At 66.9% G+C, this 26601-nt stretch carries 23 protein-coding genes; 10 read left to right on the top strand and 13 right to left on the bottom strand.

The features are described from left to right. Positions 1–102: 102 nt before the first annotated feature. The 8 genes from LMQ14_RS06705 to LMQ14_RS06670 all read left to right on the top strand — a co-directional run bounded on the left by LMQ14_RS06705 (position 103) and on the right by LMQ14_RS06670 (position 8485). The gene (locus LMQ14_RS06705) at positions 103–519 is read left to right on the top strand and encodes a hypothetical protein (RefSeq protein ID WP_267734000.1); all 417 of its coding nucleotides are present in this window, start codon (positions 103–105) and stop codon (positions 517–519) included. 52 nt (positions 520–571) lie between these two features. Further along, positions 572–1030 carry a DUF2834 domain-containing protein gene (locus LMQ14_RS06700; protein WP_267733999.1) on the top strand — a complete coding sequence of 153 codons (459 nt, stop codon included), beginning with the start codon at positions 572–574 and terminating at the stop codon, positions 1028–1030. A 157-nt stretch (positions 1031–1187) separates the two neighbouring features. Further along, positions 1188–2693 (top strand): HNH endonuclease signature motif containing protein, encoded by a 1506-nt coding sequence (locus LMQ14_RS06695; RefSeq protein ID WP_267733998.1) that lies wholly within the window; start codon positions 1188–1190, stop codon positions 2691–2693. 73 nt (positions 2694–2766) lie between these two features. Beyond that, on the top strand, positions 2767–3570 hold the full coding sequence (gene stf0, locus LMQ14_RS06690; protein ID WP_267733997.1) for a trehalose 2-sulfotransferase: 804 nt from the start codon (positions 2767–2769) through the stop codon (positions 3568–3570). Continuing rightward, complete coding sequence (gene cysD / locus LMQ14_RS06685; RefSeq protein WP_267733996.1) at positions 3567–4481, top strand: sulfate adenylyltransferase subunit CysD; 915 nt, start codon at positions 3567–3569, stop codon at positions 4479–4481. The genes stf0 and cysD overlap by 4 nt, the downstream gene beginning before the upstream one ends. After that, complete coding sequence (gene cysC / locus LMQ14_RS06680; RefSeq protein ID WP_267733995.1) at positions 4481–6400, top strand: adenylyl-sulfate kinase; 1920 nt, start codon at positions 4481–4483, stop codon at positions 6398–6400. Before cysD ends, cysC begins: the two co-directional genes overlap by 1 nt. Positions 6401–6546: 146 nt before the next feature. Then, positions 6547–7695, top strand: a complete 1149-nt coding sequence (locus LMQ14_RS06675; protein ID WP_267733994.1) for a YeiH family protein — start codon at positions 6547–6549, stop codon at positions 7693–7695. A gap of 97 nt (positions 7696–7792) precedes the next feature. After that, the gene (locus tag LMQ14_RS06670) at positions 7793–8485 is read left to right on the top strand and encodes a GAP family protein (RefSeq protein ID WP_267733993.1); all 693 of its coding nucleotides are present in this window, start codon (positions 7793–7795) and stop codon (positions 8483–8485) included. A gap of 9 nt (positions 8486–8494) precedes the next feature. Here LMQ14_RS06670 and LMQ14_RS06665 read toward each other — a convergent pair whose 3' ends face one another. From LMQ14_RS06665 to fdxA, 4 genes are all read right to left on the bottom strand, one after another. Then, positions 8495–9742: an alpha/beta hydrolase gene (locus LMQ14_RS06665; protein WP_267733992.1), complete on the bottom strand. Its 1248-nt coding sequence runs from the start codon at positions 9740–9742 to the stop codon at positions 8495–8497. Between the two features lie 48 nt (positions 9743–9790). Further along, positions 9791–12202, bottom strand: coding sequence for an amino acid permease (locus tag LMQ14_RS06660; protein ID WP_420714620.1), 2412 nt, complete (start codon positions 12200–12202; stop codon positions 9791–9793). Positions 12203–12263: 61 nt separating this feature from the next. Continuing rightward, positions 12264–13352 (bottom strand): succinyldiaminopimelate transaminase, encoded by a 1089-nt coding sequence (gene dapC, locus LMQ14_RS06655; protein ID WP_267733990.1) that lies wholly within the window; start codon positions 13350–13352, stop codon positions 12264–12266. Positions 13353–13394: 42 nt separating this feature from the next. Then, positions 13395–13721 carry a ferredoxin gene (gene fdxA, locus LMQ14_RS06650; protein ID WP_025735298.1) on the bottom strand — a complete coding sequence of 109 codons (327 nt, stop codon included), beginning with the start codon at positions 13719–13721 and terminating at the stop codon, positions 13395–13397. Between the two features lie 437 nt (positions 13722–14158). On the opposite strand from fdxA, the gene LMQ14_RS06645 reads away from it, so the two are divergent. Beyond that, positions 14159–14491, top strand: coding sequence for a hemophore-related protein (locus LMQ14_RS06645; protein ID WP_267735387.1), 333 nt, complete (start codon positions 14159–14161; stop codon positions 14489–14491). 12 nt (positions 14492–14503) lie between these two features. On the opposite strand, the gene LMQ14_RS06640 is transcribed toward LMQ14_RS06645, so the two are convergent. From LMQ14_RS06640 to mshB, 4 genes are all read right to left on the bottom strand, one after another. Continuing rightward, positions 14504–15268, bottom strand: a complete 765-nt coding sequence (locus LMQ14_RS06640) for a maleylpyruvate isomerase N-terminal domain-containing protein (RefSeq protein ID WP_267733989.1) — start codon at positions 15266–15268, stop codon at positions 14504–14506. A gap of 40 nt (positions 15269–15308) precedes the next feature. Next, a complete protein-coding gene (locus tag LMQ14_RS06635; RefSeq protein ID WP_267735386.1) occupies positions 15309–17927 on the bottom strand; it encodes a bifunctional FO biosynthesis protein CofGH in 2619 nt (872 codons plus the stop codon). A gap of 61 nt (positions 17928–17988) precedes the next feature. Further along, positions 17989–18453, bottom strand: a complete 465-nt coding sequence (locus LMQ14_RS06630; protein WP_267733988.1) for a hypothetical protein — start codon at positions 18451–18453, stop codon at positions 17989–17991. A 91-nt stretch (positions 18454–18544) separates the two neighbouring features. Then, complete coding sequence (gene mshB, locus LMQ14_RS06625; RefSeq protein ID WP_267733987.1) at positions 18545–19453, bottom strand: N-acetyl-1-D-myo-inositol-2-amino-2-deoxy-alpha-D-glucopyranoside deacetylase; 909 nt, start codon at positions 19451–19453, stop codon at positions 18545–18547. Between the two features lie 93 nt (positions 19454–19546). On the opposite strand from mshB, the gene LMQ14_RS06620 reads away from it, so the two are divergent. Then, positions 19547–20161, top strand: a complete 615-nt coding sequence (locus tag LMQ14_RS06620) for a TetR/AcrR family transcriptional regulator (RefSeq protein WP_267733986.1) — start codon at positions 19547–19549, stop codon at positions 20159–20161. A gap of 8 nt (positions 20162–20169) precedes the next feature. Here LMQ14_RS06620 and LMQ14_RS06615 read toward each other — a convergent pair whose 3' ends face one another. The 5 genes from LMQ14_RS06615 to LMQ14_RS06595 all read right to left on the bottom strand — a co-directional run bounded on the left by LMQ14_RS06615 (position 20170) and on the right by LMQ14_RS06595 (position 26587). After that, complete coding sequence (locus LMQ14_RS06615) at positions 20170–22008, bottom strand: ABC transporter substrate-binding protein (RefSeq protein ID WP_420714665.1); 1839 nt, start codon at positions 22006–22008, stop codon at positions 20170–20172. Positions 22009–22105: 97 nt separating this feature from the next. Next, positions 22106–23995 carry a translational GTPase TypA gene (gene typA / locus LMQ14_RS06610; protein ID WP_267733985.1) on the bottom strand — a complete coding sequence of 630 codons (1890 nt, stop codon included), beginning with the start codon at positions 23993–23995 and terminating at the stop codon, positions 22106–22108. A 67-nt stretch (positions 23996–24062) separates the two neighbouring features. Then, entirely contained in the window at positions 24063–25133 is a 1071-nt protein-coding gene (locus tag LMQ14_RS06605) for a GGDEF domain-containing protein (protein WP_267733984.1), read from the bottom strand. A gap of 113 nt (positions 25134–25246) precedes the next feature. Further along, complete coding sequence (locus LMQ14_RS06600; protein WP_267733983.1) at positions 25247–25651, bottom strand: (deoxy)nucleoside triphosphate pyrophosphohydrolase; 405 nt, start codon at positions 25649–25651, stop codon at positions 25247–25249. A gap of 6 nt (positions 25652–25657) precedes the next feature. Further along, complete coding sequence (locus LMQ14_RS06595; protein WP_267733982.1) at positions 25658–26587, bottom strand: TIGR03619 family F420-dependent LLM class oxidoreductase; 930 nt, start codon at positions 26585–26587, stop codon at positions 25658–25660. Between the last annotated feature and the right edge of the window lie 14 nt (positions 26588–26601).

Here is a 26601-nt window from a genome sequence, read left to right as displayed (position 1 = left end):
GTCCAATGAGCGGTAACGCGAATGCCGGCTGGGGGGCCGCACGCCGTACCAAGGGGAGAAATGAATCGTTCGGGTGTCCGCAGCACGTGTACGAAACTGGCTGTGGCCGTGGCGATTATGGCAACAGCCCGCGCGGGGGTACCCGCGAACGCATCGCCCCTCTTCCCCGCCGATCTGCCCACCGGTCCGGATGATCCCCGATGCTTACAGAATCCCGGCTACGCCGCGTGTCAGGGCGGTCCGTATTGGGTGGCGCCGCCCGCACCTCCCGGACCACCCACCGGGCCACTCGATCCCCAATGCATGTCCAATCCTGCGGATGCGGCGTGTGTGGGCAGCCCGTTCCTGCCGCCCACGCCACCCGTCGCTCCGCCGCCGCCGATCGCCCCGCCTCCCATGGCGCCGATTGCTCCGCCACCCATTGCGCCGCCTCCCATGGCGCCGATTGCTCCGCCACCGATGGCACCGACGGGTGGCGGCATCCCCGGCGACATGGGCGGGATGCCCGGTCACATCTAGCTTTCGGGTCAATCCCCCCAGCCACGGGTTGGCGTTCCCCTAGCGTGTCTCCATGACAACGACCCACACGGTTCAACCCGCATCGATGCCCCTTGCTCGCAAAGTGTTGTGTGCCGTTTACGCGCTGATCGCGCTCCTGGCGCTCATTGCGACATGGAGCCAGACCGTCGCTTACACCCACAGCGGCGCCGCTTTCTTCGGCACCTTCTGGCACGACACCAAGGTCAATGCTGCCTCGCGCAACATCACCGCCGACGCGCTGATGCTCAGCGTGTCCGTCGTCATCCTCATGGTTGTCGAAGCCAGAAAGTACGGAGTGCGATTCGTCTGGCTCTACATTGCCGGCGGATTCTTCGTCGCCATCAGTGTGACCGTTCCGCTCTTCCTTCTCGCTCGCGAGATGCGGATCGGCGCCGCAGAGCCTCCGCGTTTTCGCCCGTTCGATGTGATCCTATTGGCCGTGTCCAGCACTGGGGCTCTGGCCCTGACCACCTGGGTCGACATGGGCTGACGCGCAGCTCCAGAGAATCCTGAGCGAATTGCGCACTGCTCCAAGGGCAATCGCATTTTGTCGAGTGTTTGTCGTGCTTTGTCCACAGTCGGGCGTCTATCCACAACGGCTTGGTTCGGCAGTGCGGGTGCCGGCGGTCATCCCTAGAATCGAATGCATGTTCGAAGGTATGGACGCCGCCGCGGTGGTGGCAGCAATCGCCGAATTCGCCCGGGCCGAGGCGGCGGCCACGGCGCGGCGATTGCAGGCCATCGCCGAGTTGGTGCACCGCCAGGCCGACGGCCTCGTGGACCACGGCAGCTGGTGGTGCGACAACTGGGACGCGATCGCCGCCGAAGTTGCTGCTGCACAGGGTATTAGCCACGGCATGGCGTCGGGCCAGATGTACTTGGCGGTAGCGTTGCGCGACCGACTGCCAAGGGTCGCGGCCCTGTTCGCCGAGGGCTCTATCAGTGCGAGGGTGGCCGCGACGATCGTGTGGCACACCGACCTCATCAAAGATCCGGAGACCGTGCAGACCGTCGATGCCGCGCTGGCCGACGACGCGACGAAATTCGGCCCACTGTCGGTAACCAAGACCGCCCAGGCCATCGACGCCGTCGTCGACCGGCACGACCCCGCGGCGGTGCGCCGCGCACGGGCCAACGCGCGCGGACGCGACGTGGTGATCGCGGCTGCCGATGGCCGATCCGGCACCGCGTCCTTTTGGGGTTCCATGTTCGCCACTGACGCAGCCGTGTTGGACCGGCGGCTTGCCCAGATGGTCCACCAGGTCTGCGAGAGCGACCCGCGTACCGTGGCACAACGCCGTGCCGACGCGCTCGGTGCACTCGCCGCCGGTGCCGAGCAACTGGCGTGTGCATGTGGAGCAGTAGATTGTCCGGCCGCGATCGACACCGACCCGCGAGCCGGCGCAGTAGTGGTCCACGTCATCGCCGAAAGCGGAACCCTCGGGAGTGCGCCCGATCCCTACACATCGGGCGAGCCCGCGCCGCGACCTCTCACTTCCGACACCACGCTGTCCGAGGCTTTGGCTCCAGATCCCGAACCGCCCGCGCCCGCCAAGCTGCCCGCCGCCCAGGTGATCGGCGGCGGCATAGTCCCGGCCCCGCGGCTGGTCGAGCTGATCCGCGATGGCGCCAAGGTCCGGCCGTTACGGCACCCCGGTGCTGCCCCGCCCGAGTCGGCCTATCGCCCGTCTGCGGCACTGGAGCGCTTCGTCAGGTGCCGGGATATGTCCTGTCGCTTTCCGGGTTGCGACCGCCCCGCGGAATGCTGCGATGTCGACCACACGGTCCCCTACCCGCTGGGACCGACGCACCCGTCGAACCTCAAATGCCTATGCCGAAAGCATCACCTTCTGAAGACCTTCTGGACGGGTTGGCATGACGAACAACGGCCCGACGGAACTGTCGTCTGGACCTCGCCGACCGGGCAGACCTACACCACCCATCCGGGCAGTCGCCTGCTGTTTCCCGCGCTGTGTCTGCCGACGGCCGAATTGGCCGCTCCCCCAGGCCAATATCAGCCCACCAGGAATCGCGGCGTGATGATGCCGATCCGTCGCCGAACCCGGCACCAAGATCGCGTCCGGCGCATCGATGCCGAGCGAGCGCTTAACGCCGCGCACGTCGCCGAGCGCAGTCAGCCGCCGCCGTTCTAAAGGCATTACTTATGCTCAGCATGAATCGAAATTCCCATGTTGCAGCGGATTTTCGTGCAGCTAGGCTTTGCTGGTGGCAGAAAATCCGTCGTCCTATTTGGTGCTGGCTTCGCAACGCAGCGGCAGCACGCTGCTGGTCGAATCGCTGCGCGCGACCGGCGTGGCCGGCGAGCCCCAGGAGTTCTTTCAGTATCTGCCAACTACCAGCCAGTCCCCCCAGCCGCGCGAGTGGTTCGCCGGCGTCGAGGACCAGTCGATTCTGAGCCTGCTCGATCCGCTGGACGAAGGGAAACCCGACCTGGCGCCGGCCGAGATCTGGCGCGACTACATCCGCACGGTCGGAAGAACGCCAAACGGCGTTTGGGGCGGCAAGCTGATGTGGAACCAGACGCCGCTGCTGTTAGAGCGCGCCAGCGGCCTGCCCGATAGGTCGGGCACCGGCCTGCTGTCCGCGATCCGCGACGTCGTCGGCGAGGACCCGCTGCTCGTCTACATCTACCGGCCCGATGTGGTGTCGCAGGCGGTGTCGTTCTGGCGGGCGGTGCAGACCCGGGTCTGGCGCGGCAGGCCCGATCCGGTCCGCGACGCGCGTGCCACCTATCACGCGGGCGCGATCGCCCACGTCATCACGATGCTGCGCGGCCAGGAGCAAGGCTGGCGGAATTGGTTCGCCGAAGAAGACGTCAAGCCGATGGAAGTTCCCTATCCGGTGTTGTGGCGCAATCTGACTCAAGTGGTGGGCACCATCCTCGATGGGTTGGGTCTCGATCCCGCCCTTGCGCCCGAGCCGGTGCTGGAACGTCAAGCCGACAAGCGGTCCGACGAATGGGTAGACCGATACCGGGTGGACGCCGAACGAGAGGGACTACCGACATGACCAGTGCGACCGAAACCCGTGTCGACGAATTGCGGCTGCTGGAAGCAGAAGCGGTACACATCATCCGCGAGGTCGTCGCCGAGCTGGAGCGGCCCGTCCTCCTGTTCTCGGCCGGCAAAGACTCGATCGTGCTACTTCGTTTGGCGGAGAAGGCATTTCGCCCGCTGCCGCTGCCGTTTCCGGTGCTGCACGTCGACACCGGGCACAACTTCCCCGAGGTCATCGAGTTCCGCGACCGCAGAGTCACCGGGGAGGGGCACAAGCTGATCGTCGCGTCGGTGCAGGAATCCATCGACAACGGCCGGGTTCCCGATCCCGGTCCCGGAGCGTCGCGCAACCGGGCACAGACCCGCACGCTGCTCGACGCGCTGGAGGCCGGAGGCTTCGACGCGGCCTTCGGCGGTGCCCGCCGTGACGAAGAACGGGCCCGCGCCAAGGAGCGGATCCTGAGTTTTCGCGACGAGTTCGGCCAGTGGGATCCCCGGGCGCAGCGCCCCGAGCCCTGGGCGCTCTACAACGGCCGGATCAAAAAGGGCGAGCAGGTGCGGGTGTTCCCGCTGAGCAACTGGACCGAGATCGACGTCTGGCGCTACATCGAGCTGGAAGACCTTGAGATACCGTCGATTTACTTCGCACACGAACGCGAGGTCTTCGCCCGCGACGGCATTCTGCTGGCGGTGTCGGAGTACACCAGCCCGCAGAACGGCGAATCGTCGGCCGTGGAATGGGTGCGCTACCGCACCGTCGGCGACCTGACCATCACCGGCGCGGTCCGTTCACAGGCCACCGAGATCTCGGGAGTGATCACCGAAATATCCGCCGCGACAGTGTCCGAGCGCGGCGAGACCCGGGCCGATGACCGCACGTCGGCTGCGGCGATGGAAGACCGCAAGCGAGAGGGCTACTTCTGATGACCGCCACGCAAAACACCGCGAAAACTCTGCCGCCCAAGGGCATCACCCGCCAGCTGCTGCGCATCGCCACCGCGGGTTCGGTCGACGACGGCAAGAGCACCCTAATCGGGCGGCTGCTGCACGACACCGACAGCCTGCCGCTGGATCACCTGGAAGCCGTGACCGACGAGGAGGGCATCGCCGACCTCGCCGCACTCTCGGATGGTCTGCGGGCCGAACGCGAACAAGGCATCACGATCGACGTCGCCTACCGCTTCTTCTCCACCGCCGCGCGCAGCTACATCCTGGCCGACACCCCCGGCCACGAGCGCTACACCCGCAACATGTTCACCGGCGCGTCCAACGCGCACGTGGCCATCCTGCTGGTCGACGCGCGCGCCGGGGTGCTGCGGCAGACCCGCCGACACGCCCGGATCGCAAAGCTGTTGGGCATCAAACACTTCGTCGCGGCCGTCAACAAGATCGACCTGATCGACTTTGACCAAGCCGGGTTCGCAGGCGTGGAAGACGAGCTCCGCCAACTGGCGGGTCGCCTCGGCAACGTGGAGATCACGGTGATTCCGATCGCGGCCAAGCACGGCGACAACGTCGTGCATCGCTCCGAGAACACGCCGTGGTACAGCGGACCCACCCTGCTGGAGTATTTGGAAGGCGTCGAACTTGCTGCGCCGAACGCCGAGCCGGCATTGCTACGGCTGCCCGTGCAATGGGTTTCGCGACCCACCACCGACGTGCGACGCCGCTACACCGGGCGGCTTGCCGCGGGCACGCTGTCCGTCGGTGATCCGGTGGTCTCGCTGCCCGCCGGCACTCGCTCGACGGTGACCGCGCTGGACACCCTTGACGATGACCGCACCACAGGTGTTGCGCCGCTGTCGGTTTCGATCGAGCTGGCCGACGACATCGACGTGGGCCGCGGTGACGTACTGGTGAGCGGCGTCGACGACGCCGTGCTGCCGGTGCTGGCCCGCGAGCTCGACGCGACGGTGTGCTGGTTCGTCGACACCCCGCTGCGGGCGGGCGACCGGCTGGCCCTCAAACAAACCTCCAAGACCGTGCGGACCACCGTGCAAGAACTACACTCGCGACTGGATCCCGAGACCCTCGACGAGCTGGATCAACCAATTGAGTTGGCGCTCAATGACATCGGCACGGTGACGCTGCGGACCAGCTCGGTCGTCATCGCCGACAGCTACGCCGACAATCGCGACAGCGGCGCGTTCATCCTGATCGACGAGACCACCAACGACACCGTCGGCGCCGGCACCATCATCGAGGCGCGGGAAGTCAAGCCGGGCACCCATCCGCGCACCGACATCCGCTGGCACCCCTCGGCGCTGGACCGTAGCCACCGCTGGCAAGCCACCGGACAGTCGGGAGCGACGATCTGGTTCACCGGCCTGCCCGCGTCCGGCAAGTCAACGATCGCGGTGGCGGTGGAGCGGGCACTCGTCGAATCCGGCCGGGTGGCCTATCTGCTGGACGGCGACAACCTGCGACATGGGCTGTCCGACGACTTGGGCTTCTCCCCCGGCGATCGCACCGAAAACATCAGGCGGGTCGGACATTTGACTCGGCTGCTGGCCGACGCCGGTGTGGTCGCGCTGGCCTCGCTGGTTTCACCGCTCAAATCGGACCGCGAAACCGCACGCGCCCTCAGCGATGCCGCCAAGCTGCCGTTCATCGAGGTGCACGTCGCCACCTCACTGGCCGAGTGCGAAAAACGGGACCCCAAAGGCCTTTACGCGCGCGCCCGCAAGGGCGAGCTCAAAGGCCTGACCGGTGTCGACGCACCCTACGAACCACCCGAAAACCCGGACCTGGTGCTCGAAAACACCAATGCCGACATCGACGAACTCGCCGCTCGGGTCATCGCGTTGCTCGACGAACGCAGTCCGCATCGGCCCGCTTCCTAGATTCACCGCGAGCCAATCACTTGGTCGGAGACGCCGGGCACGCCAGTATGCGTGCGTGAGTGATTGGCGCGAGCGGGTCGGCTCGATATCGGTGGACTGGTGGGTGACACTGCTCGCCGGGGTGATCGTGGCGTTGGCGGTGGCCAATGCCCTCCCGAAGATTCCGTGGTGATCGCGTGAGTACCACGCGCGTCGAACCGGACGAAACGCTGGACGAACCAACGTTTACCAGCAGGCAACCGCTGGACTACGTGCCGGGGATCTTGCTGCTGATCGGCGTCGGCTTGCTGGGCAAATACGCCCAGATCTGGTGGAACACGCTGGCCAAGCACGAACACTGGCGGGTGCCCGACATCGAATACGTGTTGTGGGCCATCGTGATTGGGCTGCTGATCACCAACACCATCGGCCTGCACCGGATATTTCGTCCCGGTGTGCAGACCTACGAGTTCTGGCTCAAGGTCGGGATCGTGGTGCTGGGAGCGCGTTTCGTGCTCGGCGACATCGCCAAGCTGGGCGCGATCAGCCTGGTCCAGATTCTGGTGGACATGACGATCGCGGGAACCGTCATCATCCTCGTGGCGCGGGCTTTCAGACTATCGGGCAAGCTGGGCTCGCTGCTGGCGATTGGCACGTCGATTTGCGGAGTGTCGGCAATTATCGCGGCCAAAGGTGCGATCCGTGCCCGCAACTCCGACGTCAGCTACGCCATCGCGGCGATCCTGGCGCTGGGCGCGGTGTCGCTGTTCGTGTTGCCACCGTTGGGACACGCGATCGGGCTCACCGACCACGAATTCGGCCTGTGGGCGGGCCTTTCCGTGGACAACACCGCGGAGACCACCGCCACCGGCTACCTGTTCTCCGACCACGCCGGCAAGATCGCGGTGCTGGTCAAGTCGACCCGCAACGCGCTGATCGGATTTGTCGTCCTCGGTTTCGCGCTGTACTGGGCCGCACGCGGACAGGCCGATGAGATCGCCCCCGGCGCAAAAGCCAAGGCCGCGTTCATCTGGCAGAAATTCCCGAAGTTCGTGCTGGGCTTCCTGGCGGTATCGGCGATCGCGACCGCGGGCTGGCTGACCAAAGGGCAAACTGCCAACCTCGGCAACGTGTCGAAATGGGCGTTTCTGCTCACCTTCGCCGGGGTCGGACTCAACACCGACTTCCGGCAAATCGCGCGCACCGGCTGGCGCCCGCTGGTCGTGGCTGTGATAGGACTCACAGTTGTCGCGACGGTCTCGCTGGGCATCGTGCTGCTGACATCGCGTGTATTGCATTGGGGCGTAACCACCTAGCGAGGGCATGTCGCGAGGCGCAACACGCCGGTCCGCGCGCCAGACGGTAACGTAATACTCATGCAGCACTCGTCCGTCGAGGCAGCCGAATCCTGATATGTGGATCACCCTTCTGGTCATGGCCTTCGCAATGAGCGTCGAGCCGTTCCGGATCGGCATGACGGTGTTGATGCTGAACCGCCCCCGGCCGATGCTGCAGCTGTTCGCATTCCTGTGCGGCGGTTTCGCGATGGGCATGACCGTGGGCCTGTCCGTCGTGTTCGGACTGCAACGCAGACTGCTGAGTTCTCCGCACGTAAGTTTGCCGAAACTTCAGATTCTGATTGGCGGTTCGGCGCTGCTGGTCGCCATCGTGCTGACGGCACAGGTCGCGCTCAGAGACAAGGTCGGCGCGTTCAAACGGCGCACCACCGACGAGTCGGACCTGCACGAGCATCACGGCTTGGGGCGGTTTTCCAGGCGACTGGTGCACGGGCGTTCGCTGTGGGTGGCGGGTATGGCCGGTCTTGGGATCGCGTTGCCGTCCGTGGACTATCTGGCGGCGCTGGCCGCCATCGTGGCCTCGGGCACTGCGGCCATGACGCAGTTCAGCGCGCTACTGATGTTCCATGTCGTGGCGTTCGCGCTCGTCGAGATCCCGCTGCTGGCCTATCTGCTGGCGCCCGATCAGACACGCGCCTGGATGGTCACGCTGCAAATCTGGATCCGCTCGCGCCGGCGCGTCGAGGTCGCCAGCCTGCTGGCCGCGGCGGGGTGTGTGCTGGTGTTCATCGGCATGCGAAGTCTCTAACCCGGGCAGCTACCCGCACTGCGGACCGCGGCGCACATACATTTCGGCAAGGAACTGCTCGACTGCCACCGCGGCGTGCGCCGCGCGCGCCGAGCCGAAAATATCGAATGCGTGCTGCGCCCAAGGTAACTCGGCATAGACGACTGGCTGGCTGCTGACCTCGCCCAACTGCGCCACAAAACTGCGGGCTTGTTCGACCGGAACCAACGAGTCGTTGGTTCCGTGCAGCACGAAGAACGGTGGGGCATCTTGGCGAACGTGAGCGATCGGAGATGCCGCACGGAACGGCTCGGCGATGTCGGTGCGACTTACCTTGAAAACGTTCTTGGCCACCATCGCCGCCATCAGCGGATGTATCGCGGTGCCGGTCGCGTTGAAGTCGTAGACGCCGTAAAACGGCACGGCCACGTCCACCCGGGTGTCGGCGTCTTCGAAGCCCGGCTGAAACCGTGGATCGTTGGGGGTCAGGGCGGCCAGCGAAGTCAGATGCCCGCCGGCCGAACCCCCGGTAATCGCAATCCAGTCCGGGTCACCGCCGTATTCGGCGATGTGTTCCTTCGTCCACGCGATCGCGCGCTTGACGTCGACGATCTGGTCCGGCCACGTCGAGCGCGGGCTCAGCCGGTAGTTGATCGCCACGCAAATCCAGCCGAGTTCAGCCAGATGACTCATCAGCGGATGCGCCTGTCCGCGTTTGTTTCCCACCATCCAGGCGCCGCCGGGGATCTGCAGCAACACCGGGGCGCGCCCATTGCGGTCGAGGTCGGGCCGTCGCCAGATGTCGAGATAGTTGCGCGAGCCGAACTCCCCGTAACTGATGTCGCCGTCGTGCGCGTAGTCGCGGTAGACCCGCAGCATTCGTGCCGCGCCGGGTTTCTTCGCGGTGGCCCCGCCGGGCGCGGGGCGTTTCCACAAGTCGCCCGACTCGGTCCGGCGCTCGGTTCCCAGTCCGGCATCCAGCGCGGCCGTCAGCGGTTCGTTGGCCCGGTGCCCGAAATGGCGCAACCCCAGCAGGCCCAGCGCGGACACCGCCGTCAGCAGCCAGCTGACCCGCCGGGTCCGCGCAGGCAGCCGGTGGGACAGCGCGGCCAGCGTCGTGAATTGGACCCCGAGCATCGGCATCGGCAGCTCGGAGGCGAATACGCCGTAGGCGAATGCGAACGCCGAGCCGTATCCGCCCTTGCTCAACGGCCGATAACCGTTGGCGGTGAATGTGAGGCTCACAATGGACGCCAATATGGCGCGCAGTCGCTTCACTGCGGTCCTTTCCGTGCAACGGCGGTTATGCCGCCACCACGTTAATGCTCAGGTCTTGCTGGTCTCCGATGCCCCGGGCCTGCCGGCCTGCGCCGGGTCCTCCACGATGTGGTACATCGGATCGACCATCGACATCGGCCGGTTGCCGCCCTGCTTGGGCTTGCCGGTGATTCGCAACAGCTGGCCGGGCTGGATGTCGGCTCCCCCATGCCCGGACGGGAAGACCACGGTGATCTCGCCGCTGTGGTCGCCGACGACGATCGACCTAATGGTGCGCCTGCCTTTGCTGCTGTCCTCCACCTCGCCGACGCGCCCTTCGAAGGTGGCGCGGCGCCCGGGAATCAAGCTCGCGACGGTGATCACCGACCGCGACGGGTCGGGATGCTCGTAGGCTTCGACGTCCTGATCCTCGCCGCGGGTAACCCACTCGCCGAACTTCTCGAATTCGTGCGCGATTCGTTGCTCGACACGTTCCGGGTACGCCTCCTCGATCCGCGTTTGGACGTCGTACGGAACGATCGTCGCCGCGGCGTCCGGGATCATGCTGACCGCCCGGGCGATTTTGTCGGCGGTGCGGTCGTGCAGGAGCCGTCCCACCAACGGGTTATAGGTGCGGCGTGGCAGCAGCGCCGTCACATTGGTATTCCGTTGTTCGTCAATCGCCTTGGCGATGAACAGTTGCGCGGCGCGGATGATCCGCCGGTCCGGGCAGTCCACCACCCGCAGCCGGGTGTCGAGTTCGAAGTGATCCCAGCGCTTTCGTATTTGCGCCGCGTAGGCCGCGTCGACCATGAAATGCACCGCGATCATTTCGTCGGCCCGTAATCCCTTGCCGTAGCGCAGCGCCTCGATCACCGCGAGGTCGACCGAGTTCACGAACACGAAAACTTTGTGCCGCGCGTACTTCACCAAATCGGGCCGGTCGGTGCGGAACATCTCGAGAATTGCGGCCTCGGCGCGATATTCCTGATTCAGCCGCATCAGGATGAACACCAGCACCGGGAAGACGATGACGACCAGCCAGGCGCCCTCGGTGAACTTCGCCACCGCGAAGATGGCGACCACGACCGTGGACAGGATTCCGGCGGAAAGGTTGATCACCAACCGGGTTCGCCAACCCTGCTCGCGATGGGTCAGATGGTGTTTGGTCATGCCGTAGCCGGCCATCGAAAACCCGGTGAACACACCGATCGCGTAGAACGGCACCAGCGCGTTGACCGAGCCGCCGGTCACCGCCAGCAGCACCACCGACAATGCGGTGAGCGCGATAATGCCATTCGAAAACACCAGGCGGTGACCGCGTTTCATCAACTGGCGGGGCAGGAAGCGATCCTCGGCGACGAAGCTGGCCAGCGCCGGGAAGCCGTTGAAACTGGTGTTCGCACCGGTGAACAGAATGGCGGCCGTCGCCGTCTGGACCAGGATGTAGAAGATGTCGCCGACCGTGCCGCCACCGAAGACCGCGCGGGCTATCTGGGACAGCACCGACGGGTATTCACTCTCGTACGGCGTCGCGTGCGTGGCAAAGGCGAGATAGGCGACACCGGCGAGCAAGAATCCCAGCACGGTCGCCATCGCGGTGAGGACCCGACGTGCGTTGCGGCCCTGCGGCTTTCGAAAGAGGTCGACGGTGTTGGAGATCGCCTCGACGCCGGTCAGCGACGAACCACCGTTGGCGAAGGAGCGCAGCAGAGTCAGGATCGTCGCGCCCATCACCAAGCCGTCGGCCTTGTGAACCGGCACCGTTCCGGGCATCTGGGTCGGGTCGTAGACCGGCAAATCACCCATCAACACCCGCGTGACGCCAACCACGATCGTCAGGCCGACCATGATGATGAAGAAGTAGGTGGCGAACGCGAACTGCCATCCCGCTTCCTTCAACCCGCGCAGGTTCAAGAAGCAGATGAGCAGCACCACGGCGACCGTGATTTGCAGGCTGTGCGGCCCCAGCGACGGGATGGCCGACACCACCGCCACGGTCCCGGCCGCCGCCTGCACCGCGACCGTCACCACATAGTCGATCAACAACGCCGCGGCCGCGACCTGAGCGACCCGCGGCCCGAAATTCTCCCGCGCCACGATGTAGGACCCGCCCGCGCGGGTGTAGGCCATGACGACCTGCCGATAGGACGCGGTCACCAGCACCAGGATCAGCAGAATGACGCCGGTGATGGGAAGCAAGAGGGCAAACGCCGCCAGGCCCGCGGCCGGCAGCAGTTCGATCAGAATCTGCTCGGGGCCATAGGCGGTCGACGAGATCGCGTCGGGTGAAAGCGCGCCCAGTGCAACCGGATTCGACAGCTTTTCGCCTGCCAGTTCCTCGGTGATAAGCGGCTTTCCCAGAAAGATGCGCTTAGCGATGTCCTGGACCGACAGCGGGAGGCGCAGTTTGCTAGCCGAAGTTGTCACGAGAACATTCCTTACCCGAGAGCGAGCGGTTGGGTAATGCCTTCGATGCATTCTGCCGGTTCGCCTGATTGGCGGCAGACCGATGCCCGATTTCGCTCAATCAGCGCGCGGGCTATGCGGTAAGCCGCTGCACGGCGGCTTCGATGCGCTCGTCGGTGGCGGTCAGGGCGACGCGGACATGCTGCCCGCCGCGCGGGCCGTAGAACACGCCCGGCGCCACCAGGATGCCCCGGGCCGCCAACCACCCGAGGCTGTCGCGGGACGGCTCATTGCGGGTTGCCCACAGATACAGCCCGGCTTCGGAATCGTCGATGACGAAACCCGCCGCCCGTAGCGCCGGCGCGAGGATGGCGCGCCGCCGGGCGTAGCACTCGCGCTGCACCTTCTCGTGGTCGTCGTCGTCGAGCGCTGCCACCATGGCGGACTGCACCGGTGTCGGCACGATCATTCCGGCGTGCTTGCGCACCGCCAGCAGCTCGGCGACCAGGCCGGGATCACCGGCGACAAAGCCGGCCCGGTACCCCGCCAGCGACGAGCTCTTCGACAAAGAGTGCACGGCCAGCAATCCGGTGTGGTCACCGTCGCAGACCGCGGGATGCAACACCGACAGCGGCTCGGCTTCCCAGCCCAGACCCAGGTAGCACTCGTCGGAAGCCACCACGACACCGCGTTCCCGTGCCCACCCGATGACCTTGCGCAGATGGTCGAGGCCCAGCACGCGCCCGGTCGGGTTGCTCGGCGAGTTGAGGTAGACCAGGGCCGGCGATAGCGGCCCCAGCTGGGTGAGCGAGTCCGCGCGGACCACCTGCGCGCCGGCCAGCTTGGCGCCGACGTCATAGGTGGGATAGGCCAGCTCGGGAACGACGACCACATCCGCGGGGCCAAGCCCCAGCAGGGTCGGTAGCCAGGCGATGAGTTCTTTGGTGCCGATCACGGGCAACACGGCCCTCTCGGCGAGCCCGGTGACGCCGAAGCGGCGGCCCAGGGCCGTGACCACCGATTCGCGCAGCGCGGCGGTGCCGGCGGTGGCGGGATACCCGGGCGCGGAGCTAGCCGCCGCCAGCGCCTCTTGGATCACCGGCGCGACCGGGTCTACCGGGGTCCCGACAGACAGGTCGACGATGCCATCCGGATGGGCCCCGGCCAGCGCTTTCGCCTCTGCCAGGGTGTCCCAGGGAAACTCCGGCAGAGATGCCGACACAGCAGGTCGGCCCCCCCTGGGCTCCTGCGCCACTGCTCCCCCTTAGTCTCCTTCGCCCTGCGGCGGCAGATCTTTGACCGCTTGCGGATCATTCTCGGTCATCCCGACCTTGGCCGCGCCCCCGGGCGACCCCAGCTCAACGAAGAAGTCGGCGTTGATCTGGGTGTACTGGCTCCACTGTTCGGGCACGTCGTCTTCGTAGTAGATCGCTTCGACGGGGCAAACCGGCTCGCAGGCGCCGCAGTCCACGCATTCGTCGGGGTGGATGAACAGCATCCGTGCGCCCTCATAAATGCAGTCGACGGGGCATTCTTCGATGCACGCCTTGTCCTTGATGTCGACGCAGGGTTGGGCGATCGTGTACGTCACGGACGGCTCCTCAACGTTCTCTCGATGTACTGCTCAGTGTGGGCTGCTGTTTGCCTCGCTGCGGCGCATCCGGCCGGGTAAGCAAAGCTTTCGGTTACTGATACTAGACGTCGCACATACACGTCAACCACTTGGCACGCCATGGTGATTGCCCGGTTTCATACGGTCAGTCTCGCAGCCGCGCAGGTCGCCGCATTCACCATTCGAACGTGTCGGCGAGATCGCCAACCGGTAATCCGCCAGACGATTTCCTGCGTGTGACGAACGTCACCCAGACGGTGATCTGCCGATAGTTACATTCCCGGCGGGGCGTCCGAATAACTGTGAAAGAAAAGAACGTCCGCACCGGCTGGTAGCCTCGTCCGAGACGGCAGCCGCTAGGGCAGATCACGTAGCCGTCGTTGGCTTCATAGATCCGGGGAAGGTGTCCACGCATGATGACGCTGTCGTTAGGCAAACTGGCAGCCGCGGTCGGTGCTGCGGCAGTGGCGCTCAGCGCCGCGGCGGGGGTTGCTTCGGCAGACCCGCTGGATCCGATCATCAACACGACCTGCAACTACGGGCAGGTGATGGCCGCGCTGAACGCGAACGATCCGGCTACTGCCCAGGAATTGAACAGTTCTCCGTTCGCGCAGAACTACATCCGGCAGTTCCTCGCCGCCCCGCCGCCGAAGCGCCAGCAGATGGCTGCGCAGATCCAGGGCATGCCGGCGGCCGCGAAGTACTTCAACACGATCCAGCAAGTCGCGGTCGTCTGTAACAACTACTGAGCCTCGGCCGGTTCAGTAACCGCTAAGCAGTAGCCGCAGTCGGCCCAGGGTTTCCGGGCCGACGCTGCTGCGGATCCGCGCTGGATCGGCGGGGCGACGCCCCCACAGCAGCAACACGCGCGCGGCGGCATCGGTTTCCAGTGTGGCCGGCCCCTCGGGTTCGGCGAACCCAATCGTGGTGTGGTCGGCCTGCGCATCCAGCACGACGTCGTCGGCGCCGGCAACGCGCAACCGGGCGGCGATCCGCTCGCCCGCCCGCAGCTGCTTGACCCCCTTGGCCAGCAGCGGTCGCCCCACCGCAAGGACGCTGTGCGTCGTCATCCACGGCTCGGCCAACCGCGCCCGGGCGGCCTCGTCGTCACCGGTGATGTCCCAGCCGTGCAGGACCAGCTCCTCGCGCATGTGCTCGGCGAACCAGGGCACCTTCATCGTGCGTCCGGTCCAGGCGACGTCGGTGTCCGGGGAGACCTCGTCGGCCGCGGCGGCGACGTCGTTCAGGGTGGCCATCCGATCGAGCAGCGCGTCCCACAGGTCCGCGTCGTCGAGATCGCGCAGCGGGCCCTCTCGCTCCTCGAAGCCGCGCGTGCCGACGGGTTCGCCGCCCAGGTGTGCGCCCAGCACCCGGGCGAGTTCCTCGGCGTTGCCGGCTTGATGGATCACGATGTCGCGCACGGTCCAGGCTTCACACCAGGTACCGGTATCGGGGCGACGCTGGCGCACCGCGTCGACGAAGGGCTGCCATTCCGGGAATCGTTCGGCGTCGATGACTCGCTGCACGGCCTCGGCTATACCCGAGGCCTCTGACAAACAACCTCGGTTACGCGGCCAGCGGGCTGTAGTCGGTGGTGCGCTGGCGCGCCGGGCGGCCAATGCCGTGGGCGATCGCGGCCAGCTCGGCCGCCGTCTTCGCCGACCCGTACTCGGAGCCGGCCATCCGCGAGATGGTCTCCTCCATCAGCGTGCCGCCCAGGTCGTTGGCACCGCCGTTGAGCATCACCTGGGTGCGCTCGGTACCGAGCTTGACCCAGCTGGTCTGAATCTGGGAAATGCGCCCGTGCAACATGATTCGCGCCAACGCGTGTACCGCCCGATTGTCGCGATGGGTAGGCCCCGGACGGGCCGCGCCGGCCAGATACAACGGCGAACTCTGATGCACGAACGGCAACGGCACGAACTCGGTGAAACCGCCGGTGCGGTCCTGGATTTCGCGCAACACGTTGAGGTGGCCGACCCAATGCCGGGGACTGTCGACGTGTCCGTACATCATCGTCGACGACGACCGCAGACCCACCTCATGCGCGGTGCTGACGATGTCGATCCACATCGACGTGGGCAACTTGCCCTTGGTGAGCACCCAGCGCACTTCGTCGTCGAGGATCTCAGCGGCGGTGCCCGGGATGGTTCCCAGCCCGGCTTCGCGCAGGCTGATCAGCCACTCGCGAACGCTCAACCCGCTCTTGGTCACCCCGTTGGCGATCTCCATCGGGGAGAACGCGTGCACGTGCATCGACGGGACCCGGGCTTTGACGGCGCGCACCAGGTCGGCGTAGCCGGTGACCGGCAGCTCGGGGTCGATCCCGCCCTGCATGCACACCTCGGTCGCGCCTTCGACGTGCGCCTCCCAGGCGCGATCGGCGACCTCGGCCGCCGACAGCGAATACGCGTCGGCGTCGCCCTTGCGCTGCGCGAAAGCACAGAACCGGCAACCGGTGTAGCAGATGTTGGTGAAGTTGATGTTGCGGTTCACCACGAACGTCACGTCATCACCGACGGTGTCACGGCGCAACGAATCCGCCAGCGCAGCAACCGCTTCCAGCGCCGGACCGTCGGCCGTGGCCAACGCCAAGTACTCGTCGTCGGTGCAGCCGGCAGGGTTGCGTTCGGCCGATCGCAGCGCGGCCAGCACGTCGGTGTCGATGCGCTCGGGGGCCGCGGCGGAAAGCTCGTGCACGTGCGCACGGATCGACTCCCAGTCCCCGAACGCACTGTCGAGATCACTACGCGCTTCGCTGTTACGCCCCTCGGTGTCGATCGCGGCGTTGAGATCGACGCGCCCGCTCGACTGTGCCTCGTCGGGCTCCTGCCACGGCATGCCGACGGGGTTGACGTCGCGAGCCAGGCCGGTCGCCGGATCGGCCAGTGCCGCAACATGCCCGGACACCCGCGGGTCGATCCAGGCGGCGCCCGCCTGCACGTATTTGGGCTGCGCGGTCAACCGCTGGACCAAGTCGAATCCCGCTTCGGCGGTCACGGCGGCCAGCTCATCCAGAGCGGGCCAGGGCCGTTCCGGGTTGACGTGGTCGGGCGTCAGCGGTGAAACGCCGCCCCAGTCGTCGACGCCCGCGCCGACCAGCGCCAGGCACTCCTCGCGGGACACCAGATTCGGCGGCGCCTGGATACGCATGCCGGGCCCGAGCACCAAGCGTGCCACCGCGATCGTCGCCAGGTAATCGTCGATGCCGGCGTCGGGAACCCCGGCCATCGCGGTGTGTTGCTTGGCCCGGAAATTCTGCACGATCACTTCTTGGACATGGCCGAACTCCTTGTGCGACTTGCGAATCGCATGCAAGGTGTCGGCACGTTCGACCAGCGTCTCCCCGATGCCGACCAGCAGGCCGGTGGTGAACGGAATCGACAACCGACCCGCGTCGGTCAGCGTCCGCAGCCGCACCGCCGGGTCTTTGTCCGGGCTGCCATAGTGCGCAAGCCCTTTCGTTTCGAAAAGCCGACGCGACGTCGTCTCGAGCATCATGCCCATCGACGGCGCCACCGGCTTCAGCAGCGACATCTCCGACCAGCTCATCACGCCCGGATTCAGGTGCGGCAACAGCCCGGTTTCCTCCAGCACGCGGATCGCCATCGCGCGCACATAGGACAACGTCGAGTTGTAGCCGCGCTCATCGAGCCACTCGCGGGCCTCGGGCCACCGGTCCTCCGGCCGGTCGCCGAGGGTGAATAGTGCTTCCTTGCAACCGAGTTCGGCACCGCGCCGGGCGATGTCGAGGATCTCGTCGGGCTCCAGATACATCCCGGCACCCTGGGCGCGAAGTTTGCCCGGCACCGTGACAAACGTGCAGTAGTGGCAGTTGTCCCGGCACAGATGAGTGATGGGGATGAACACCTTGCGCGAATAGGTGATCGGCAGCCGACCGTCGGGGCCGTGTCTGCCCGCGGACTCCAGACCCGCGTCACGCACCCGCGCCGCGCTCGCACACAAGTCGGCGAGGTCGGCACCGCGGGCGGTCATCGCCACGGCGGCCTCGTCGATGTTGAGGGCCACACCGTCGCGCGCCCGGCGCAGTACACGCCGCAGTGCGGACGCGCTGACCTTCGGCGGAACGACGGGATTAGGCAGGGCGGTGGGCTCCTCGCCCGGAGTCAGCGGCACCTTGGTGTAACTTCCCCACGATCGAATTTCATCCGCGCGTCCCAACATCGAAATTTCGGCCACCATATCGGGTGCCATACGCGCAACATTAGCGCCAGGCCGGAATGCGTCAGCCGTAGTGGTGGCCGCGCCGCCACAACACCAGCACCGGCGGTGTCACCCCCAGCACGATCAACAACAGAGCGCCGTAAGCCATCAGCCCGCTACCTCCCAAGATGATGTCGTCGGCGGGACCGCCCATGCTGATCACGGCCACCGTCAGCAACCACGTCCACAGCGGTAGCGCCGCCACCCGCGCCGATCGGGTCCACCGGCCGGCGGCCCAGACCAGGGCCGCGTTGACCAGACCACTGATCAATCCGCTGATCGGAAACGGAATCGTGCCGATATAGAAAGGCAGCAGCAGCGCCCCGGCGAGTGCGGATAAGACCCCATCGACGGCCAAGAGCGCCAACACCACGACACGAATAGCGGGGTCTGTCGCGCCGGCATCCTCGACGGCCGCGGCGCGGGGCTTGGTTTCGGTCAGGTCGGGACGCTGTCGACGTTCGACATGATCGAGCCGATAACCCACTGCAAACTGTCCAGCCGGTCCTGCCAATGCTGCAGGTTAGGGTCCAGGTCGGGGTCCATGCGATTCCTTCCGTGGCTGCCTGATTGGCAGCCTACCGCGTAGCGGACCCGCCGAGATCCAGTCCCGCGAGCAGATCGGTTTCCCAGCCCCGCTCGTCGCGATCCCCGGCGGTGCCGGCCACCAGAACGTAGTGCTCGTCGCCGATAATCGGCAGTGCCATGTTGTTCGACAGGGCGCAGGCCCGCCCGGTCGGGCCGACGATCACCTGCGTGGCGTGCGCGGCGAGCGCTGCCACCTTGGCGGCCAACGCATCCGGTCCAGTCGCCACGACGGCGTCGATGGCATCGTCGGAGAACCCGAAGTCGAATTCCTCTTGCGGCGGGACCGTCCAGCCGGGCAGGAAGTCGTCGGGACCCAGGGCGTGCCAGCCGGCCAGGAACGCATTGACCGCGAGCACCGTCCAGTAGAACTTCGGCACCTCCCACGGCTCGCCGGGGTAGTCGTTGCCCCCGGGCCCAGCCGCCGCGACCGCGGCGGTGGTGACGGTGTGGGCCCGGATGTGGTCGGGATGCCCGTATCCGCCGTTGGGGTCGTAGGTGACGACGACGTGCGGGCGCAGCCGGCGAATGATGTCGACCAGCGCCCCGACGGCCTCGCGTTCGTCGGCGTCGATGAAGCGCTCGCGGCGGCGCTTCTCGGTGCCTTCCATTCCGGAGTCGCGCCAGCGTCCCGCGCCGCCGAGATAGATGGGTGCACCGATGCCCAACGCCTGCAATGCCGCGGTGAGTTCGCCGATGCGGTAGCCGCCGAGTTGGTCGGCGCGATCGAACGCGAGCTCGGCCCAGCGGTCCCCGATGACCTCGCCCTCTTCGCCCAGCGTGCAGGTCACGACGTTCACCTGGGCCCCTTGCGCGGCGTAGTGCGCGATGGTGGCGCCGTTGCTCAGACTCTCGTCGTCGGGATGTGCGTGGACGAACAACAGCCGCGGACTCTCGGGCATGGACGCACCCTACCCGCCGCCGACCCGGTAATCTCGGTCGTTGTGCAGGACCAAGGCGCGCCAAATAGGAACGCCGACGGCTACTATCGAGAAATGCCGCAAGCCACCGAAACAGCGTCGCATGGCATCCGCAGCCGTCGGCGCGGCGAGGTGCTCGAGCGTGCGCTCTACGAGGCGACGCTGGCCGAGCTGGCCGAGGTCGGATACGGCGGCCTGACGATGGAAGGCATCGCCGCCCGCGCTCAGACCGGCAAGGCCGCGCTGTACCGCCGCTGGTGCAGCAAGCACGACCTGGTGCACGCCGCGCTGGTCTTCGCGCTGCCGTCGCTGCCCGAACCACGATCCGGCCGGTCGGCGCGCGACACCCTGCTGACGGTGTTCACCGCGCATCGCGACGTGCTGGCCGGCAAGACGGCTTTTCCCGGCCTGGACATCATTCACCAGCTGCTGCACGAACCCGAGATGCGCGCCATCTTCGCCGACGCGGTGGTGGGCCCGCGGCTCAAGATCGTCGACTCGATCCTGCAAACCGCCGTCGAGGCCGGCGACATCGATCCGGCCACGCTGACCCCGCTGACCGCGCGCATCGGGCCCGCCCTGATCAATCATCACTTCCTGCTCACCGGCGAACCACCGAATCGGCGCGAGCTGGCGCTGATCGTCGATACCGTGATCCCGCCCCGCGCCTCGGCGTCCTCGGACGACTGATCAGGCGGCTAGGGCCCGGTTTTCACCCATTGACCGGCGTCGCCGACGATGCCGACCGGTACGGCGCCCGAGAGGCTGACGTTTTGCACGCTCGGGCCCGCCCCGACGATCGTGGTGTCCTGCAGGATCGGCAATACCGTCGACATGTTCCACAGCCGGGGTTCCACCGCGGTGATCACGTCGTTGATGCTCTTGGTGCCGTTGAGCGCGCCGTCGATGTTGGATTGAAGGCTGCGATCGCAGATCCCGGTGAGGTTCGACGGCGCCTGCACCAGCGCGCCGGGCTCGGGCGGGCGACTCGGCGCGGTCGGAGCGGTGGTGGCCGGGGCGGGTGAGGTCGAGGCGACGGGCGTGGTCGTCGGCGGCGCGGGGGCGGTCGGTACCGCCGTGGACTCCAGGGCGGGGCAACCGTAGCGCGATGCCAGCAGCGTCGCCAGGTTTCCGCCGGCCTGATGCCAGCCGACGATCGCGTCGACCTGGTTGTTGGTCAGCGCGTCGCGGTACAGCGTCACCGGGTCCAGCGCCGACACCGATGCGGCGATGCCGACGTTGCGCAACTGGTCGGCGGCGGTGTTGGCCACCGCCACCGAGGTCGCGTCGTTGGCCGCCACGCCGATCACCAGCGACAGCTGCTTGCCGTCCTTGCTGATCCGGCCGCGGGTCACTTCCGGCGGCCCGGTGGTCGGCGTCGGGGTGGTGGTATCGGGCGTCGGCGCGCTGTTGTCGACCTGATACCCGGCCGCCGAAAACAGTGCCAGCGCAGCCTGTTTGGTCATCGCGGGCGGCGCGGTCGGCTCATAGCCGGGGTCGCTGGGCGCCCTGATCTGGGCTTGGTCCAGCGAGATGGTGTTGTCGCTGCCGGCGCCCACGGCGGCGAGCAGGTCGACGTCGAGCAATCCCAGAATCCCTTTGCGGACTTGGGTGTCGGCCAACTTGGGCTGGTTGGCGCGCAGCGTGAGCTGCATGACGCGCGGTGTCATGATCCGGGCGGTCCGCACGTCGGGGATGGCCGACAGCTGGGCGAAGGACGCCGAGCCGCCGTGCACCTGGGCCACTTGAGTGTCGCCGTTGCGTACCGAGTCGGCCAGCGCCGCGGGCGCGCCGGCACGCCGGAACTGGATCAGGGCGGGTTTGGCGGGCGGCCCCCAATAGCGGTCGTTGCGGGCGATCAGGATCTCGTCGCGCTGCGGATCGATGTTCTCCACCCGGAACTGGCCGCCGGTGACCGTCAGCGACCGGACCAATCCGGCGGCGAAACCGCCCGGCACGTCCTTGACGATGTGCGCCGGCAGCAGATCGTTGAACAGTTCTTTCCAGGCCGGATACGACTGCCCGAAGGTGACGACGGCCTGCTTGCCGCCCTCGAGCGACTGCACACCGGTGATCAGGTCATAGCCGGCCGGGTCGACCACCCCGGGTTGCGTGACCATTTGATGCCACAGGTACCAGAAGTCGTCGGCGCCGATCGGGGCGTTGTCGGTCCACTGGGCCTCGGGCCGGATCTTATAGGTCACCGTGAACGGGTTCTGGTTGGTCACCTCGGCGGAAACCAGCAGGGTGGGGTCCAGCTCCCACCGCGAACCCGTGGGCGTGTTGGGATCGGGCACCGGCCGGAATGCGCTCGGCAACACCAGCGCACTGATCGCCGCGTTGACCGGAGACAGATCGGACACCAGATGCGGGTTGAACCCGGCGCCGATCGAGTCGATACCCATGATGATCTGGGTGACCCGCTGCGGCGGCGGCGGTGTGTTGTGCGGCGTATCGGTGCTTTGCGGCGCCGGCGGCGGGCTGACGGTGCAGGCCGCCAGCGTCAGGCCCATCAGTGCGAGCAGCACGGCGGCCATCAGCAAAACGTGGCGGGCTCGGTGCAGCACGAGCATCAGGGTATCGACCGCCTGCCCGGCGGCTTTCTGAACGCTTCGGGCGAAGGGCAACACCAAGCTAGCCCCGAGCCTTTGCCCGCGCCTTGCTGCGCGCCCGCAAGGTGGCGTCCAGCTCGAGCTTGCGCACCCGCACGATCTCCGGGGTCACCTCGACGCACTCGTCCTCGGCGCAGAACTCCATCGCCTGCTCGAGGCCCAGTTCCAGCGGCCGGGCCAGCGTCTCCATCACATCGGCGGTGGACGACCGCATGTTGGTCAGCTTCTTCTCGCGGGTGATGTTGATATCGAGGTCCTCGGCGCGCGGGTTGATGCCGACGACCTGTCCCTCGTAGGTGTCCTGCCCGGGCTCGACGAAGAACTGCCCGCGGTCGGCGAGCTGGATCATCGCGAACGGGGTGATCTGACCGGAGCGGTCGGACACCAGCGAACCGGTGTGGCGGGCCCGGATCTCGCCGGCCCACGGCCGGTAGCCGTCGAACACCGCGTTCGCGATGCCGGTGCCGCGGGTCAGCGTCAGGAAGTCGGTGCGGAAGCCGATCAGGCCACGGCTGGGCACGATGAAGTCCATCCGCACCCACCCGGCCGCGTGGTTGGTCATCTCCTCCATGCGGCCCTTGCGGGCGGCCATCAACTGGGTGATCGCGCCGACGAACTCCTCGGGACAGTCGATCGTCATGGCCTCGAAGGGCTCGTGCAGCTTGCCGTCGACGGTCCTGGTGACCACCTGCGGCTTGCCCACGGTCAGCTCGAAGCCTTCGCGCCGCATCTGCTCGACGAGCACGGCCAGCGCGAGCTCGCCGCGGCCCTGCACCTCCCACGCGTCCGGTCGGCCGATGTCGACGACCTTGATGGACACGTTGCCGACCAGCTCGGAATCCAAGCGGGACTTGACCATTCGCGCCGTCAGCTTGTGACCCGACACCTTGCCGGCCAGCGGTGAGGTGTTGGTGCCGACCGTCACCGAGATCGCGGGCTCGTCGACCGTGATGCGCGGCAGCGCGTGCGCGTGGTCCTGGTCGGCCAGCGTGTCACCGATCATGATCTCCGGGATGCCGGCGACCGCGACGATGTCACCGGCGACGGCCTCGTCGGTCGAGGTCCGTTCGACACCTTCGGTGACGAGCAGTTCGGTGATCTTCGCGGTGGAGATGACGGGATGGCCGTCGACCTCCCGCATCCAGGCGACCTGCTGGCCCTTGCGGATCCGACCCTTGTAAATGCGGATCAGCGCCAGGCGGCCGAGGAACGCGGACGCGTCGAGGTTGGTGACGAGCGCCTGCAGCGGCGCCTCCGGGTCGCCCTGCGGCGGCGGGATGTGGTCGAGCAGCACGTCGAAGAGTGGGTCGAGGTTGGTGCCCTCAGGGTTCTCACCGTTGGCAGGTTCGGTGGTGCTGGCGATGCCGGCACGCCCCGACGCGTACAGCGTCGGGAGTCCGAGCGCGTCCTCTGCGGCCTTCTGCGCCTCGTCATCGAGGTCGGAGGCGACGTCGAGCAGCAGGTCATGGCTGTCGGAGACGACCTCGGCTATCCGGGCGTCGGGCCGATCGGTCTTGTTGACGACCAGAATCACCGGGAGGTGCGCCGCCAAAGCCTTGCGCAGCACAAACCGGGTCTGCGGCAGCGGGCCCTCGGAGGCATCGACCAGCAGCAGCACCCCGTCCACCATGGACAGCCCGCGCTCGACCTCACCGCCGAAGTCGGCGTGTCCCGGGGTGTCGATCACGTTGATCACCGTGATGGACCCGTCCGGATTCTTGCGGTGCACGGCGGTGTTCTTGGCCAGGATCGTGATGCCCTTTTCCTTCTCCAGGTCACCCGAGTCCATGAGCCGCTCCACCGCGTCGTCGCCGCGATGGGTCAGCGCGCCGGATTGCCGCAGCATGGCGTCTACCAGTGTGGTTTTGCCGTGGTCGACGTGGGCGACGATGGCGACATTGCGGAATAGCACGTCGGTGATTGTGGCAGCGGGGACCCACCAATAGCGAACTGAGCAGCTCATCGGCGGAAGAGCGCTGCTAGGAGCCTGCGCTCTGCAGTGCCTGATTCCCGCCGCGGCGTTTGGCCGCGTACATCGCTTTGTCGGCGAGGATAACCAGTTCGTCGACGAGATGGCCCTGATCGCTCGTGCACAGCCGGTGCAGTTCGGCGCTGGCGGTGCCGATGCTGGCCGTGATGCCGGACGGGTGTTTGGCGATCGCGTTGCAGATCAGCGCGGCCAGCGGTGGGACGTCGGCGGTGGTGCAGGTCAGCGCGACGAGAAACTCCTCGCCGCCGGCGCGGCAAATGAGTGCTTGGCCCGGAGAGTGATCGCGCAGCAGCCCGGCCACCACTTGCAGCAGGCGATCGCCGGCGGCATGACCGCTCGTGTCGTTGATCCGCTTGAAATTGTCGAGATCGAGCATCATGACCGCGAGGTGGGTGTGCGCGGCGGCGGGGTGGGCCAGGCGGTCGGTGACCGACTCGGTGAAGGCGCGTCGGTTCAACAAACCGGTGAGCGGATCTTGCCCGGCGCGCTGCACGTACGTCGCCATGGCTCCCGTCATGCCCCAAATAATCAGCGGCACTGAGAAATTCGGATAACAGATGGGCCAAAACGCCGCGGCCCCGGTGGCGAAATTGGCCTGCTCGGCCAACCGCAGCGCTGCCATCGTCGCGGCCGCGACGACGACCAAGCCGTTGAGCATCAGCAACCGTGGGCTGTGAAACAGCGCGACGTAACCGCCGGTGACCACCAGGGCCGCACACGCGAGCGCGGCGAACGCCGCACTCGGCTGGACAACACTCCAGCCGCCGGTGGACAACATGCCCGTGATCGCCGCGATGCGCGATTGCCGGCGCGTCGGCCAGCGCGTCAGCCAGAAGATGACCGAACCGACGGCGAACACGACGGTCAGTACGCCGATGACCGCGCTTGTTGCGTTGAACCTGGGTTGCGTGGCCAAGACGGTGAGCGGCACCCACGCGGCAGAGGCGGAGATGATCGCGAGAATCACCTGCGCCGATCGAACCAGCTCGCGTTGGCGCAGAAATGAAGTCACCCAGTCGAACTGGTCGGGCTGGCTCCACCAAGACATCAGCCGCGGCATCGATGAGACGACCTTCGTATCGCGGCCCGAATCATCAGGCTTGACAATTGTTTTCGCAACGTAGCAAACGGTAGGTCAAACGGTTCCGCGCTGACAACTGAATCGCGAAAGCCTTACGACGCCGTCAAAAGCGCGTCGGCCAGGTCTGCCAGCCAGGCGCGATCCGCCGGTACCCAGTCGACATCGGGCAGGTCGGCCGCGCTTACCCAGCGCAACGCCCGGTGATCATGCGGGTGGGGTTCGCCGCCCAGCAGGCGCACTCGATAGGCGCGCAGCGTCATGGTGTCGTTCAGCGGGATGTCGCCGCCCAGCCGGTCTCCCACGGCGACGTCGCCGACCTGCAGGCCCAGCTCCTCGGCCAGCTCGCGGGCCAGGGCTTTCGGCTCGGTTTCGCCGGGCGCGACCTTCCCCCCGGGAAGTTCCCAGCGGCCGGCCAATTCCGGTGGCCGGACGCGTTGTGCGATCAGGACAGCGGAGCCGCGGATGACGGCGCCGGCGACGACGATCTGGGTCGGCATGGGCGGTCAGCCCACCACTGCGCCCCGAACCGCTTCGACGAATGCGCGCAAGTCGCGTTCTCGATTCCCGAAGCGCAGCGGCCAGTGCGTCAGCCGCAAGTCCGTGACGCCGGCTTTCGACAGCGCGGCCGCGTCCGCGGCGACGGCGGCCAGATCCGGCCGGTCGTCGTCTGCCTTGACCCGAAGCGAGCCGGTGACACCGAAGCCGTGCGGGTCGCCGCCGACATCGTCGACCGCCGCACGCATCCGCCCGATTCCGTCAGCGAGGTCGCGGGCGTCCTGACCCCAAGGGATCCAATACTTTCCGAAGCGCGCGAGCCTGCGGGCGACGGCACGATTGACCGTTCCGCTCACCCAGATCGGTACCCCGCCGGGCTGCCGGGGTTTGGGCATCTGGTGAATCCGGTCGAAGGTCAACTCCGGTGACGCGTAGCTGACCTCGTTCTCCCGCCACAACCGGGTGCACACCTCGAGCGTCTGATCCAGGATCGCCCCACGCTTGGCGAAATCGACTCCGGCCACGTCGTATTCCTCGCGCTGCCAGCCGACCCCGACCCCGAGATCGACCCGGCCACCCGACAGAACATCCAGTGTTGCAACGGTTTTCGCGAGAACGGCGGCGGGACGTAGCGCGGCGAGCAGGATGTTGGTGCCCAGCCGGATGCGTTCGGTGCGCGCCGCGAGGTAGGTCAGGACGGTGAGCGGTTCCAGCCAGGGCCCGTCCGGCCCGGTGGGCTGGCGACCGCCGGCGGTTCCCCCCACGCCGGGATCGGCGTATGCGTCCATGTTCATGCCGAACGCGATGTGCTCGGAGACCAGCACGCGGTCGAACCCGGCGCTTTCCAGCACGTGCGCCCAGTCGGTGAGGTGCTCCCAGTTCGCCGGCGCCTCGGCGGAGAAGGAGGGGATTCCCATCGAGAGCTGTATCGAGGCCATTCGGCAGGTTAACC

The organism is Mycobacterium sp. Aquia_213, assembly GCF_026625985.1.
GTDB lineage: Bacteria > Actinomycetota > Actinomycetes > Mycobacteriales > Mycobacteriaceae > Mycobacterium.
Note: the sequence above shows the minus strand (reverse complement) of the source record. Positions and strands in the feature narration are given on the sequence as shown.